The sequence below is a fragment of the Massilia alkalitolerans DSM 17462 genome (assembly GCF_000427785.1).
Classification (GTDB): domain Bacteria; phylum Pseudomonadota; class Gammaproteobacteria; order Burkholderiales; family Burkholderiaceae_D; genus Telluria; species Telluria alkalitolerans.
Genome location: NZ_ATYR01000031.1, coordinates 39,848 through 53,142, shown reverse-complemented (window position 1 = coordinate 53,142; position 13,295 = coordinate 39,848). Strand labels below are relative to the sequence as shown.

Genomic DNA, 13,295 nt, shown 5'->3' with positions numbered 1-13,295 from the left:
CTTCTAGTTCTGGCGGGTCCAGATTACTTGGGTGCCGCCGCCGACCATGGGCGCGGGATTACGCCTGATCAGCGACTCCGCGTTTAGCGCTGCGCGGTCGAGCCGGATACGGCTCTGTACGATAAACCATTCGCTCTTGACGCCCCAGGTCTCGGTCAGCTGCGGGTCGGCACCTGTCTGGCTGGCAAAAACCGCCGGGTCGCGCCATGGCGCCACCCTCTTGCGCTGCTCGACCAGACTGCTGGCGCGGGACAGCGACATTCCCGGCACGATCGCTGCCAGCAACTCGGCCGGCACGGTATTCACGTTCAACTTCGTCGTCTCGGTACCGGGCAGCACGATCAGGAAGGGCCGCAGCTTGGCCATGACCTCCGGCGTGACGCCCTGCACCGCCAGCAGATCGTCCACCCGCTGTACCGGGATCGGTACGCCGTTCGCCGGCGGCACCGGCGGCAGCGTCGTCGTCGTCGGCGTCGGCGTCGGGACAGGATTCTCCGGCGGCGGCACAACCGGATTGTTGGGATCCACCGGCGCCGCCACCTGTTGTCCCTGCGCGACGAAGTCCGCGATCCGGATCGCCAGGCGCGCGTCGAGGCGCAGGTTGTCCAGCAGGCGGCGGAAGATCTCCACTTGTTCCGGCACCTTCTGGCGATCCCTTGCCAGGTTGCTGAGATTGTAACGCGACGTTGCGTCAATAATATTACCGGACAGGGTCGCGTCGAAGTTTTCCCCTTCGACCCGTTCGCGCTCGATGTACTGGTCGAGCCGGGTCTCTGCCAGCGGGGTGGCCCAGACCTGGTCGAGCGAGGTGTACTGCGAGGTGTAGGCGTCCTGGCGCAGCACCAGGCTGGCCCAGTCGAGGGCGCCGCGCAGGATCCACTTGGTCTGCAGGTGCAGGCGCTGGTTTTCCATCGAGCGCACCTGCACCTGCTGCTGCCAGAACAGGCTGGCGACGATCGAGATGGCCAGCGTGGTCAGCAGCAGGGCCGTGACGACCGCGACGCCGCGCTGGCGCAAGCTGGGTGGCGGCCGGCGCATCAGGTGCCTCCCAGCAGGAAGAACTTGACCATCGGCACATCCCGGCCTTGCACCACCAGGCCGACCTGCAGGCCGCTGGGGTCTTCGGCCTGGGCGCCGTCGGCGGCAGGGAGCGCTTCGGTGCGCCACTGGTTGCCCTGCCAGGCCATGATGCTCATGCTGACCAGGCCGCTTTGCAGCGCCACCGGCGTCGACGCTGCCGAGGGCGCGTCGCTGGCGGCCGCCTGCCACAGCACCTCGAGCTGGGCCAGGTCGCGGGTGCCGCGCGATTCGCGCCGGATCAGCTTGCCGTCCACCAGGCGATAGGACACGACGACCAGCTGCGAGGGTTCGTTTTCGTTGTAGACCTTGCGCACCAACATGAAGCGCCCTTCTTCCCAGACCAGGTTGGGGCGGCGGCCGATGATCTCGCGGCCGGCCAGGTGCTCGCAGTCGCTCTGCATCTGGGCGAAGGCCAGCTGCATGCCGCGCGTGGTTTCCATCTCTTGCGTCAGGGCGATGCGGGCGCGCACGATGCCGTCCAGCCCGCGCCAGCCGAGCACGGCCAGGATGGCAAGGATGCTGATCGCCACCAGCAGTTCGACCAGGGTGAAGCCGTGGCGGCGGCGGGAGCGTTGTGGGATGCCGGGTGTCATGTCCGCGAGGGCCTCAACACGAGCTGAACCAGTTTGACGATACGGCGCGTCGGACGTTCGGCGTCATACACCGAGACTTCGATCCGGCGCAACTGCGGGTTCGGGCTGGTCAGGACTTGCTCTTCGCAGATCAAGTTGAGCTCGCCTTGCGGGCAGGGAAAGTTGCGCTTGCCGACCTCAGGCCATTCGCGGCCGAGGCGGATCTGCACCAACCGGTTTTCGGCCGACCAGGTGGCCATCATGGCGGCGCGCAGGCCGTCGCTGTTGGCGGTCAGGCTGCCCACGGCGCGCAGGCCGGCGCCGAGCGCGGTGCCGACGATGACCAGGGCCACCAGCACTTCGAGCAGGGTGAATCCGCGTGCGCGCATCGCTGTCGCCTTCATTCGACGGTAAAGTGGCCGATGCCGTCGGCACGGATCGCGACCGCGTTGCCGGCAGTGGCGAGGGTCAGCACGAAGGGCTTGTCGACCGGCTCGCGTCCGAAAGTGATGCGCACGGTGCTGGGGTCGCTGCTCATGCTCGGTTCCAGCACCAGTTGCAGGGGGGCGCCGCGGAAAGTGCGTTCGCGCAGCAGGTCGTCGCGGGTAACCGGCTCCCAGCCGGTGTCGTTGCGCACCACGAAGCGGTAGCGCTCGCCGTTGGCCTCGAAGGCCACCTGGCGGTTGCGCACGATGGCTTCGTCACGCGCCAGCTGCAGCAGCAGGGCCAGGCGCTGGGCCTCCTGCTGCAGGTTCTGGCGCGGCGAGGGGATGGCGTTGAGCGAAGCCAGGCCCAGCGTGATGCCGATGATGACCATCACGACCAGCAGCTCCACCAGGGTGAAGCCGGCGCTCGCCGGGCGGCGAGCCGGGGCGCCCAGGGCCCGCATTGGAGACCTTATTCCCAGGAACCGACGTCGGCATCCTCACCGGTACCGCCGGGCTGGCCATCGGCGCCCAGCGAGAAGATGTCCACTTCGCCATGGATGCCTGGCGACAGGTACTGGTAAGAATTACCCCACGGGTCTTTCGGCAGCTTTTCCATGTAGCCGCCGTCTTTCCAGCCGTTCGCGGCCGGGCCCGAGGTGGGCTTGGTGACCAGGGCCTGCAAGCCCTGTTCGGTGCTCGGGTAGCGCTGGTTGTCCAGCTTGTAGAGCTTGAGCGCCTGCGACATGGTGGCGATGTCGGTCTTGGCGGCGGTCACGCGCGCTTCCCCGGTGCGGCCCAGCAGTTTCGGCACGACCAGGGCGCCGAGAATGCCGATGATCACGACGACCACCATGATCTCGACCAGGGTGAAGCCACGTGCGCGGCGCTGCTTGCGTTGCGAATCAATGTGCATGGATGCTCTTTGTAAGTATGTCGGTTGGAGGCTGACAGTATAAGCCTACACGCCAGCAGGAGCTACCGCGTGCACTGGAGAAATTGTAAGCCGAAGAGCAAGTTTAATTCTGTCTTAAAGCAGTCTTGTTTTTGTACTCATTCTCCTCGGAACGGACGCAACAGACGGGGCAGGCCGGCTGGCGCGCCACCTTCAGCGCGGTCCATTCCATGGCGCGGCCGTCGAGCAGCAGCAGGCGGCCGGCCAGCGGCTCGCCGATGCCGGCCACCAGTTTCATGGCCTCGGCGGCCTGCATGGCGCCGACCACGCCGACCAGCGGCGCGAACACGCCCATGGTGCTGCAGGCCACGTCCTCGAAATGACTGTCTTCGGGGAACAGGCAGGCGTAGCACGGGGCCTCCGGCCGGCGCGTGTCGAAGACCGACAACTGGCCGTCGAAACGGATCACGGCGCCGGAGACCAGCGGCTTGCGCGCTTCGACACAGGCACGGTTGACGGCGTGGCGGGTGGCGAAGTTGTCGCTGCAGTCGAGTACGACCGTCGCCGCACGGACGAGTTCCGCAAGGCGCGCGCCGCCCACGCGTTCGCGCAGCGCGCTGACCTCGACCTCGGGGTTGATTGCCAGCATGGCTGCGCGGCCGGAATCGACCTTGGGCTGACCGATCCGGGCGGTGGTGTGCATGACCTGGCGCTGCAGGTTGGTCAGGTCGACTTCGTCGTCGTCGACCAGGGTGATGCGGCCGATGCCGCCGGACGCGAGGTAGAGCGCGGCGGGCGAACCGAGGCCGCCTGCGCCGATGATCAGCACGTGCGCATCGAGCAGGCGCTGCTGGCCCTCGATGCCGATCTCGTCGAGCAGGATGTGGCGCGAGTAGCGCAGGAGTTGGGCGTCGTTCATCGTGCGTGGGGTGTGCGACAAAAGTCAACTTGGATCCCCGCCTTCGCGGGGATGACGGTTTTACGGCTTGTGGCTAAAGAACTGCGCTAACAATCATCCACCGCACCAAAACAACGTCGTCCCCGCGCAGGCGGGGACCCAATTCCGTAGATCAGAGAGAAACGCCGATCATTTCTTGGCAGGCGCCTTGATCTCCGGCGGCTTCTGCTCCGTCCCCGGCAGGGTCTTCGGCGCCGCCGGCTTCTCGGCTTCCGGCTCGGACTTGGCCAGTACGACTTTCTGCCCCTTGAAGTGGTTGATCGCCTGTGCCAGCTGGAAATCGTCCTTGCTGCCGTAGTCGAGCGGCTTGCGGTCTTTCAGCTGGGCGATCGCGCGCTGCTGGGCGTCGAGCGCCTCTTTCTGGTCCTTGGCGGCCTGGGTCTTCCCAGCCTCGCCTTCGCTGGCCAGGTGGCGCTGCAGGTCGGCCTCGCGCACGCGCAGCACGGCCAGCGCGTCGCCCTCGGGGGTCTCGTCCACGCGCATGTCGGGCACGATGCCGGTGGCCTGGATCGGGCGGCCCTTCGGGGTGTAGTAGCGCGCCGTGGTCAGCTTGACGGCGGTGTCGGGCGAGAGCTGGCGCAGGGTCTGCACCGAGCCCTTGCCGAAGGTCTGGCTGCCCATGATGATGGCGCGCTTGTAGTCCTGCAGGGCGCCGGCCACGATCTCGGAGGCCGAGGCGGAGCCGCCGTTGACCAGCACCACCATCGGCACGGTCTTCAGGCCGGCGGGCAGGCCGGCCAGCGGGTCGGCGCCGCGCTGGGAATAGAATTCGCGGCGGCCGTAGAACTGCTGGTTGGAGTCCGGCAGCTGGCCCTTGGTCGAGACGATCAGCTGCTCCGGCTGCGGCAGGAAGGCCGCCGACACGCCGATCGCGCCCGGCAGCAGGCCGCCCGGGTCGTTGCGCAGGTCGAGCACCAGGCCCTTGATCTCGGGGTTCTCGGCGTACAGGGCCTTGGCTTTCTTGGCCAGTTCCTCGACGGTGTTTTCCTGGAACTGGCTGACGCGCAGCCAGGCATAGCCCGGCTCGATCATCTTGGCCTTGACGCTCTGCACCACGATTTCCTGGCGTTGCACCGGCACCACCCAGGGCCGGTCCTCGCCGCGGCGCGCGATGGTGAGCGTGACCTTGCTGCCGGCCTTGCCGCGCATGCGCTTGATCGCTTCGTCGAGCGACATGTTGCGCACCGGGACGTTGTCGATGCGGGTGATCAGGTCGCCGGACTTGATGCCGGCCTTGTGCGCGGGGGTGTCCTCGATGGGGGCGACCACCTTGACGTAGCCGTCTTCGCTGGCGACCTCGATGCCGACGCCGACGAACTTGCCCTGCACCGCTTCCTTCATCTCCTTGTAGGCCTTCTGGTCCAGGTAGACGGAGTGCGGGTCGAGCGAGGCGACCATGCCGCCGATGGCTTCGGACAGGAGCTTCTTGTCGGAGACCGGCTCGACGTAGTCGGTCTTGATCAGGCCGTAGACGTCGGCCAGCTGGCGCAGCTCGTCGAGCGGCAGCGGCGAGCCGACGTCTTTTTGCGCGTGGGCGGAGAACTGGAAGGAGGCGGCCACGCCGGCCACCATGCCCAGTCCGATCAGCCCGATATTCTTTGCTTTGCCCATCGCTTATCCACCTCTGTTCCTAGAATTTGATCCAGCCTGAAGGATCGAAGGCCTTGCCGCGATGCCTGAGCTCAAAGTATAGCCCCGATTCCTCGATACCGCCGGTATTGCCCGCGCTCGCGATCACCTCGCCGGCGCGCACCATGTCGCCGGGGCGCTTCAGCACCGCCGAGGTGAAGCCGTAGGTCGACAGGTATTCGCCGCCGTGGTCGATGATGATCATGTTGCCCCAGCCGCGCATCCATTCGGCGTGCACCACCCGCCCCGGTCCGACGGCGCGCACTTCGGCGCCTTCCGGCGCGGTGAAGAACATGCCTTTCCATGTCAGGCTTTCGGTACGACGGGCGCCGAAGCGGGCGCGGATATTGCCGCTGATCGGGGCCGTCAGGCGTCCCTTGAGGGCGGCGAAGGCGCCGGCCGGCGCCGGCGGCGCCAGCGGAACCTCCCGCTCCACCTCGCTCGGCCGGGTTTCAAGCGGCTTCTGCTCGGCCACCCGCGGCGGCGGCGGCTCGGGCTCCGGCTTGGGCGCCGGCTTGCCGCTCTGGCGCGCGATGCGCTCGCGCTCGGCCCGCTCGGCGGCGGCCTTGGCGCGGGCCAGGGCGCGCGCCTTCGCTTCCGCTTCGGCCTTGGCCTTGGCCGCGGCCAGGGCGGCCTGGCGGCGGCGTTCGGCCTCGGCCTGCTCGCGGATCAGGCGCGACAGGCGGTCCACCAGCTCGGTCATGCGCTGTTCGTCGCGCTGCAGGCGGTCGGCCTGCTTGCGCTGGTCGGCCAGCTTGGTCGACAGGTTCTGCAGCAGGCCGGCGCGCTTGGCCTTTTCCTTTTCCAGCGTTGCTTTCTGTTCCTGCTGCTCGCCGGCGATTTCCTGCAGTTCCAGCTGGGCGTTCTCGACCTTGTCGCGGTTTGCCTCGACTTCGGCCAGGTTGGCGCGCAGCGAGTCCAGCAGTTTTGCCTGGGCCTGCGACACATAGGCCATCATCTGCAGGTCGCGATTGATGCGGTTCGGGTTGTCGCCAGACAGAAGGAGCTTGATCCGGTCTTCGTTGCCGGCCACGTAGTGTTCGCGCAGCAGTTGTGACAATTGTTTCTTTTGATTAACAATTGTTTGCTGCAATCGCTCGCCCTGGTTCGACAGCTCATTCAGGCGCGTGCTGGTCGCGTCCTGTTCCTCGGCCAGGTCGCGCAGCGCGCGGTTGGCGTCGGAGATGGCGGCCTCGGACGCCGCCAGCTCGTCGGCGGCGTCGGCCCGCGCGTCCTCGGTGCGGGCGATGTCGCGCTTGATCGCTTCCAGCTTCTGCTGGATACCGGTGCGCTGCTTCTCCGCAGTCACCTTCTGGCGGCTGCGTTCAGTCTGGCGTTGGGCAAAGGCGGGTTCAAGCAACGCGACGGCCAGCAGCGCGCCCAGGAGCGCACTGCCGGCGAACTTCGTGAATGGCAAACGCAAGACTTATTTCGCCTTCCCTTGGCTGGCCACGGCCGCCACGGCGGCGGCGATCGCTTCCTGGTCGCCCAGGTAGTAGTGCTTGATCGGCTTCAGGTCCGCATCCAGTTCATACACCAGCGGCTGGCCGTTCGGGATGTTCAGGCCGACGATGTCGGTGTCGCTGATGTTGTCCAGCATCTTGATGATGGCGCGCAGGCTGTTGCCGTGGGCCGAGATCAGGATGTTCTTGCCGGCGCGGATGGCCGGGGCGATTTCCTCGTCCCAGCACGGCATCACGCGGGCCACGGTGTCCTTCAGGCATTCGGTCAGCGGGATCTGCTCTTTCGCCAGGGCCGCGTAGCGCGGGTCATTGAAGGAGGTACGTGGATCGTTTTCTTCCAGTGCCGGCGGCGGGGTGTCGTAGCTGCGGCGCCAGACCAGCACCTGTTCGTCGCCGAACTTGGCGGCGGTCTCGCCCTTGTCCAGGCCCTGCAGGGCGCCATAGTGGCGCTCGTTCAGGCGCCAGTCGTTCTTCACCGGCAGGTACATCATGTCCATCTCGTCCATCGCCAGCCACAGGGTGCGGATCGCACGCTTGAGCACCGAGGTGTAGGCCACGTCGAAGGTGAAACCGGCTTCCTTGAGCACGCGGCCGGCGCTCCTGGCCTCGTTGATGCCCTTCTCGGTCAGGTCGACGTCGGTCCAGCCGGTGAAGCGGTTTTCCAGGTTCCAGGTGGATTCGCCGTGGCGCATGAATACGATTTTGTACATAAATACTCTTCTCGCTAAAAGTGCAAACGCCCCTCGATATACCTGCTGCGCGTTGCGCTGGCGGCCTGCGATGCTCGCTGTACTCTTCGTACAGCTGCGCTTCTCGACCGCCATCGCTGCCGCTCGTGACGGTATCTCGAGGGCCTAATTAAAATCCGGTCCGACATCTATTTTATAATGCCCCGATTCAGTACAACCAACGGAACCCTTGTGAATTTCATTCTCGATAATATCTTCATCGTAGCGATCGCCGTGATTTCCGGCGGCGCCCTGCTCTGGCCGGCCCTGGGCCCGCGCGGCAAGCGCGTCACCCCGCTGCAGGCCACGCAGATGATCAACCGCGGCAAGAGCCTCGTGCTCGACGTGAGGACTGCCGAGGAATATGCCGCCAGCCACCTGCGCGACGCGAAACACATCCCGCTGGCAGACTTGGACAAGCGGATCGGCGAGCTGGAGAAGTCGAAGAACCGCACCGTGATCGTCGTCTGCCAGACCGGCGCCCGCGCCGACAAGGCGGCGCGCCAGCTGCAGGCGGCCGGCTTCGAGGACGCGCATGCGCTCGAAGGCGGCCAGGCGGCATGGATCGCGGCCGGCTTGCCGGTGACTAAATAATTTATGGGAAAGGAAGCATCATGACCGCACACGTCGTTCTCTACCACACTGCCAGCTGCCCCTACTGCGTCCGCGCCGAGCGCCTGCTCGAAGCCAAGGGCGTGACCGACATCGAACGCATCCGCATCGACCTCGATCCGGAGCAGCGCCAGATCATGATGCAGCGCACCGGCCGCCGCACCGTGCCGCAAATCTACGTGGGCGACACCCACGTCGGCGGCTTCGACGACCTGTACGCACTCGAGCAGGCCGGCCGCCTTGATCCGCTGCTGAAGGGCCAGCAAGCTTGATTTGACGGGCTTTGGGGTCCGTGGCGCTGGGGGTATTGCATCAGAATTGATTTTGATACAATTGCCCTCGCGTTTGACCAAAGTACCGGGACGGCGCGTCCGTCCACCATCATTTAAAACGAAAGCGTTCCATGTCCGACGAAAACCTGCAACCAGTATTCCAAATCCAACGCGTCTACCTGAAAGACATGTCGCTGGAACAACCGAATTCCCCGTCGATCTTCCTCGAGCAGGAAGCCCCGACCATCGAAGTGTCGCTGGACGTCGGCGCCGAGTCGATCGCCGAAGGCATCTACGAATCGACCGTGACCATCACCGTCACCGCCAAGCTGAAGGACAAGGTCGCTTTCCTGGTCGAAGGCAAGCAGGCAGGCATCTTCGAAGCCCGCAACATCCCGGCTGACCAGATGGATCCGCTGCTGGGCATCGGCTGCCCGAACATCGTCTACCCGTACCTGCGCGCCAACATCGCTGACGTGATCAGCCGTGCAGGCTTCCCGCCGGTGCACCTGGCCGAGATCAACTTCGAAGCCTTCTACCAGCAGCGCCAGCAGGCAATGGCCCAGGCCGCTACCACCCCGGCACAATAAGTTGTTCCCATCCACGGGCGCCGCTCGACGCGGTGTCCGTGCCTCCGGCGCCCCGGTCACTTCGTCCTTCGGCCCGCCATGATTCCATCCCGTCTCCTTGCAAGCGTGCTCCTGCTGGCGGCACCGTCCGCATTCGCCTTCGACTTCAAGAGCGTGGGCGCGGCCGCGGTGATCCTGTACGACACCCCGAGCACCAAGGGCGCCAGGATGTACATCGCCCCGCGCGGCATGCCGCTGCAGGTAGTGTCGAGCTACGCCGAGTGGGTCAAGGTCCGCGACGCCAACGGCGACCTGGCCTGGACCGAAGCCAAGGGCCTGAGCCCGCGCCGCAACCTCGTGGTTCGCACGCCCGGAGCCAAGGTCTTCGCCGGCCCCGACGAGACCAGCAAGGTCCTGATGACGGCCGACAGGGGTGTCCTGCTCGAACTGGTCGACCCGACCGCCCTCACCTGGATCCGGATCCGCCACCGTGACGGCATCGACGGCTATGTCCGTGCGAACGACGTCTGGGGCCTGTGATGCCCCGCAGTTTTAGCTAATGCGCATGCAACAACAGAAAACTCCTTCCAAGATCACCGTCCTGGGCGCCGGCGCCTGGGGCACGGCCGTGGCCATCGCCCTGGCCGCCCGCCACGACGTGCTGCTGTGGGGCCGCAATCCCGAACAGATGGCCGAAACCCAGGCAGCGCGCGAGAACCTGCACTACCTGCCCGGCTACCCGCTGCCTTCCTCCTTGCGCGTGAGCGCCGACTTCGAGGCCGCGCTGGCCCACGTGGCCGGCGCCTCGGCTGACGAAGCACCGCTGCTGATCCTGGCCTGCCCGGTGGCCGGCCTGCGTCCCCTGCTGGGGCAGCTGAAGGGCCGTGCCATTCCGAACGTAGTCTGGCTGTGCAAGGGCTTCGAAGCCGGCACCGGCCTGCTGCCGCACCAGGTGGCGGCCGAGGTGCTGGGCGACAGCGTGCCGGCAGCGGCGCTGTCCGGTCCCTCCTTTGCCCAGGAAGTGGCGCGCGCCCTGCCCTGCGCCCTGACCGTGGCCTCGACCTCGGCGCCGCTGCGCGAGCGCGTGGTCGCGGCGGCGCACGCCGACAACATGCGTGTCTACGCCTGCGACGACATGGTCGGCGTGGAAGTGGGCGGCGCGGTCAAGAACGTGATGGCGATCGCCACCGGCGCCTCGGACGGCCTGGGACTGGGCCTGAACGCGCGCGCGGCATTGATCACCCGCGGGCTGGCCGAGATCACCCGCCTGGGCGTGCACCTGGGCGCGCAGGCCGGCACCTTCATGGGGCTGACCGGCATGGGCGACCTGATCCTCACCTGCACCGGCGACCTGTCGCGCAACCGGCGCGTGGGGCTGGCGCTGGCGCAGGGCAAGCAGCTGGACACCATCGTGGCCGAACTGGGCCACGTGGCGGAAGGCGTGCCGTGCGCGAAGGCGGTGCGCGAACTGTCGCGCAGGCTGGGCGTGGAGATGCCGATTACCGAGGCGGTGGCCGCGGTGCTGTTCGACGGCGTGAATGCGACGGAGATGGCGCAGCGCTTGCTGGCGCGCGATCCGAGGGATGAGTTGGCGTGAGTTGGTGGCTGGTCAGGCAAAATTGGGTTCCCGCCTACGCGGGAACGACGGTTTTAGGACGAAGGCTTTAACGAAGCCGGTGTCCCGCAAACAAACCCAAGGTCGTCCCCGCGAAGGCGGGGACCCAAGTCCGTCGCGTTACGCCAGCTCATCAGAGCGCAGCGAACCTCAGTTTCCCGAGCCGCGCGGATCGTTGGTCGGCCCACCCGTCCGCACCGGCCCCAGCAGGATGGTCAACAAGGCCACCGCATCCTTGTTGGCGCGGATCGCATGCGGCTCGCCGCCCGCCAGGTAGACCATCTCGTTCGGCCGCAGGATCGTGGTGCGCCCGTGCGCGTCGAAGGCGATTTCGCCTTCCAGGCACACCAGGGTCATCTCGCCCTCGACCCGGTGCGCGGGCATCGGCTTTTCCTTCGGCAGCACCAGCCGGATCAGTTCCATGTGCTCGGTCTTGATGAGCGCAATCGACGTGAAATGGGCGATGTCGTCGTCGCCGCGCTGTAATACGATGCGCTCGCCCGAAACTGCGTGTTGCAAGGCCATGTCGCCCTCCTTATTCGCTTGGTTCCTCTTCTTCCCGCGTCTCCGGTACGCTACGTAACCAGGTCACCAGCGGGAACGCGTCCTTCATTCCGCTCGCCAGCTGCGGCACCAGCAACTCGGGTGAGTTGAGCAGCAGCGGCACCTCGACCCAGACGAAATAGCTCTTCAGCTTCAGGTACTCGACCAGCGGGTGGTTCGGGTCGACGCCTTTCGGAGGCCGCTGCAGGACGTCTTCGAACTGCAGGTCGCCGTAGGTCGCGCGGAGATGCTTATTCTTCAACATTTTGCTGAAGCCTGTCGCATCGTTGACCACGTGCTGGCGGATCGCCTTCAGGCGGTGCGCCGGCGGCAGGTATTCGCCCGCGCCGAACAGCAGGTTGCCGTTGGCCTCGATGTGGAAGTAATAGGTCGGCCCGCCCGCCGCACTCGGGCGGCGCTTGTTGAGCGGCGCGATGCCGGCCGAGAAATGGGTTTTGTAGGGCCGCTTGTCCTTGGCGAAGCGCACGTCGCGGTGGATGCGGAACAGCGCCTTCTTGGGATCGCAGCCGGCTACCTGCCTGTCGAAAGCGCCCAGCTCTCCGATCAATTCGGTGACTACTTGCAGGAATTCGGCCCGCAGGATGTCGTAGCGTGGTTTGTTCCAGAGGAACCAGGGACGGTTGTTGTTCTCGCTGAGCTCGCTTAAGAATTGCGTCAGGTCACGCAGGTGCATGAAAAGGTCCGAAAAGAGTTACTGGGGCTGGCGCGGGCGCTTGCCGACGGTGACGTCGAGCGTGGACTCGCGGTTCTTGCGCAGGATGCGCAGCGGCGCCTTCTCGCCCGGCTCGAGCTGGGCGATCAGGTTGAGCATCTCGCTGGTGTTGGCCACGTTCTTGCCGCCGACCGCGACCAGGATGTCCCCGGGACGCATGCCGGCGCGGTCGGCCGGGCCGCCGCGCACCACGCCTGCGATGATGGCGCCGCTCGAGCGCCCCAGGCCGAAGCTTTCGGCCAGTTCCGGCGTGATGTCCTGCGATTCGATGCCGATCCAGCCGCGCACCACCTGGCCGTTCTTGACGATCGAATCCAGCACCATCTTGGCGGTGCTGACCGGGATGGCGAAGCCGATGCCCACCGAGCCGCCGGTCTGCGAGTAGATGGCCGAATTGATGCCGAGCAGCTGGCCGTTGGTGTCGACCAGCGCCCCGCCCGAGTTGCCGAAGTTGATCGCGGCGTCGGTCTGGATGAAATTCTCGAAGTGGTTGATGTGCAGGTTGTTGCGCCCCAGCGCAGAGATGATGCCGAGGGTGACGGTCTGGCCGACCCCGAACGGATTGCCGATCGCCAGCACCACGTCGCCCACCCGCGCGCTTTCCGGATCGCCCAGCACCATCACGGGCAGCTTGCGCTCATTGATGCGGATCACGGCCAGGTCGGTCTCCGGATCGGTGCCGACCACACGCGCCGCCGCCTTGCGCCCGTCCGCCAGGCCGACCTCGATGACATCGGCGCCTTCGATCACGTGGTTGTTGGTCAGGATGTAGCCGTCGCCGCTGACGATCACGCCCGAGCCGAGGCTGGCCAGCTGCTCGTCGGGCGGCATCCGGTCGCCGAAGAAGCGGCGGAAGAAGGGGTCCTTCAGCAGCGGATGCGTCTCGCGCGTGGCCTTGCTGGTGAGGATGTTGACGACGGCCGGCATGGCGCGCCCGGCCGCCTCGCGGTAGCTGCCGCTGGCCGGCACGCTGGCCCCCTGCAGCACCGGCACCTGCTGGCCGGCCGGGCCGAGCGCCACCCGCGAGGGCGCGCGCTCGAGCCAGTCCGGCCGCATCGCGGCGACCACGAAATACAGCGCCAGCGCGACCGTGACGGCCTGCGCGAACAGCAGCCAGAAGCGCCTGAACGCTCCCGGCTGGCGCCGCGGGCGCGTGCCGGGCGGCTTGAGTTCATGGACGCTGTCGTTCATGGCTTGCTTT

The 13,295-nt window shown here is 66.5% G+C and carries 17 protein-coding genes; 5 read left to right on the top strand and 12 right to left on the bottom strand.

The window, feature by feature from the left end:
• Positions 1–3: 3 nt before the first annotated feature.
• The 9 genes from gspK to gpmA all read right to left on the bottom strand — a co-directional run bounded on the left by gspK (position 4) and on the right by gpmA (position 7,732).
• Positions 4–1,038 (bottom strand): type II secretion system minor pseudopilin GspK, encoded by a 1,035-nt coding sequence (gene gspK, locus YWC_RS0123020; protein ID WP_027867500.1) that lies wholly within the window; start codon positions 1,036–1,038, stop codon positions 4–6.
• Complete coding sequence (locus tag YWC_RS0123015; RefSeq protein WP_027867499.1) at positions 1,038–1,673, bottom strand: PulJ/GspJ family protein; 636 nt, start codon at positions 1,671–1,673, stop codon at positions 1,038–1,040. The genes gspK and YWC_RS0123015 overlap by 1 nt, the downstream gene beginning before the upstream one ends.
• Positions 1,670–2,041 carry a type II secretion system minor pseudopilin GspI gene (gspI, locus tag YWC_RS0123010; RefSeq protein WP_027867498.1) on the bottom strand — a complete coding sequence of 124 codons (372 nt, stop codon included), beginning with the start codon at positions 2,039–2,041 and terminating at the stop codon, positions 1,670–1,672. The genes YWC_RS0123015 and gspI overlap by 4 nt, the downstream gene beginning before the upstream one ends.
• A gap of 11 nt (positions 2,042–2,052) precedes the next feature.
• Positions 2,053–2,541 carry a type II secretion system minor pseudopilin GspH gene (gene gspH, locus YWC_RS0123005; protein WP_051306681.1) on the bottom strand — a complete coding sequence of 163 codons (489 nt, stop codon included), beginning with the start codon at positions 2,539–2,541 and terminating at the stop codon, positions 2,053–2,055.
• 8 nt (positions 2,542–2,549) lie between these two features.
• Positions 2,550–2,993 carry a type II secretion system major pseudopilin GspG gene (gene gspG / locus YWC_RS0123000; protein WP_027867496.1) on the bottom strand — a complete coding sequence of 148 codons (444 nt, stop codon included), beginning with the start codon at positions 2,991–2,993 and terminating at the stop codon, positions 2,550–2,552.
• A 103-nt stretch (positions 2,994–3,096) separates the two neighbouring features.
• A complete protein-coding gene (locus tag YWC_RS30490) occupies positions 3,097–3,891 on the bottom strand; it encodes a HesA/MoeB/ThiF family protein (protein WP_051306680.1) in 795 nt (264 codons plus the stop codon).
• 168 nt (positions 3,892–4,059) lie between these two features.
• On the bottom strand, positions 4,060–5,541 hold the full coding sequence (locus YWC_RS0122990) for a S41 family peptidase (protein WP_027867495.1): 1,482 nt from the start codon (positions 5,539–5,541) through the stop codon (positions 4,060–4,062).
• 19 nt (positions 5,542–5,560) lie between these two features.
• Positions 5,561–6,976, bottom strand: a complete 1,416-nt coding sequence (locus YWC_RS0122985) for a murein hydrolase activator EnvC family protein (RefSeq protein WP_027867494.1) — start codon at positions 6,974–6,976, stop codon at positions 5,561–5,563.
• 9 nt (positions 6,977–6,985) lie between these two features.
• On the bottom strand, positions 6,986–7,732 hold the full coding sequence (gene gpmA / locus YWC_RS0122980; protein WP_027867493.1) for a 2,3-diphosphoglycerate-dependent phosphoglycerate mutase: 747 nt from the start codon (positions 7,730–7,732) through the stop codon (positions 6,986–6,988).
• Between the two features lie 210 nt (positions 7,733–7,942).
• Between gpmA and YWC_RS0122975 the strand changes: the two genes are divergently transcribed.
• The 5 genes from YWC_RS0122975 to YWC_RS0122955 all read left to right on the top strand — a co-directional run bounded on the left by YWC_RS0122975 (position 7,943) and on the right by YWC_RS0122955 (position 10,800).
• Positions 7,943–8,344 (top strand): rhodanese-like domain-containing protein, encoded by a 402-nt coding sequence (locus YWC_RS0122975; protein WP_027867492.1) that lies wholly within the window; start codon positions 7,943–7,945, stop codon positions 8,342–8,344.
• 20 nt (positions 8,345–8,364) lie between these two features.
• Positions 8,365–8,634, top strand: a complete 270-nt coding sequence (gene grxC / locus YWC_RS0122970) for a glutaredoxin 3 (RefSeq protein WP_027867491.1) — start codon at positions 8,365–8,367, stop codon at positions 8,632–8,634.
• 131 nt (positions 8,635–8,765) lie between these two features.
• Positions 8,766–9,224, top strand: coding sequence for a protein-export chaperone SecB (gene secB / locus YWC_RS0122965; RefSeq protein ID WP_027867490.1), 459 nt, complete (start codon positions 8,766–8,768; stop codon positions 9,222–9,224).
• A 78-nt stretch (positions 9,225–9,302) separates the two neighbouring features.
• A complete protein-coding gene (locus tag YWC_RS0122960) occupies positions 9,303–9,743 on the top strand; it encodes an SH3 domain-containing protein (RefSeq protein ID WP_027867489.1) in 441 nt (146 codons plus the stop codon).
• A 25-nt stretch (positions 9,744–9,768) separates the two neighbouring features.
• Complete coding sequence (locus YWC_RS0122955) at positions 9,769–10,800, top strand: NAD(P)H-dependent glycerol-3-phosphate dehydrogenase (protein ID WP_036215614.1); 1,032 nt, start codon at positions 9,769–9,771, stop codon at positions 10,798–10,800.
• A 168-nt stretch (positions 10,801–10,968) separates the two neighbouring features.
• Here YWC_RS0122955 and YWC_RS30485 read toward each other — a convergent pair whose 3' ends face one another.
• Genes YWC_RS30485 through YWC_RS0122940 form a run of 3 tightly spaced genes read right to left on the bottom strand, consistent with a single transcriptional unit; the run spans position 10,969 to position 13,285 of the window.
• Positions 10,969–11,343: a cupin domain-containing protein gene (locus YWC_RS30485; protein ID WP_036215594.1), complete on the bottom strand. Its 375-nt coding sequence runs from the start codon at positions 11,341–11,343 to the stop codon at positions 10,969–10,971.
• Between the two features lie 10 nt (positions 11,344–11,353).
• The gene (locus tag YWC_RS0122945) at positions 11,354–12,055 is read right to left on the bottom strand and encodes a DUF2461 domain-containing protein (protein ID WP_027867487.1); all 702 of its coding nucleotides are present in this window, start codon (positions 12,053–12,055) and stop codon (positions 11,354–11,356) included.
• Between the two features lie 18 nt (positions 12,056–12,073).
• Positions 12,074–13,285 carry a Do family serine endopeptidase gene (locus tag YWC_RS0122940; protein WP_084416546.1) on the bottom strand — a complete coding sequence of 404 codons (1,212 nt, stop codon included), beginning with the start codon at positions 13,283–13,285 and terminating at the stop codon, positions 12,074–12,076.
• Positions 13,286–13,295 lie beyond the last annotated feature (10 nt).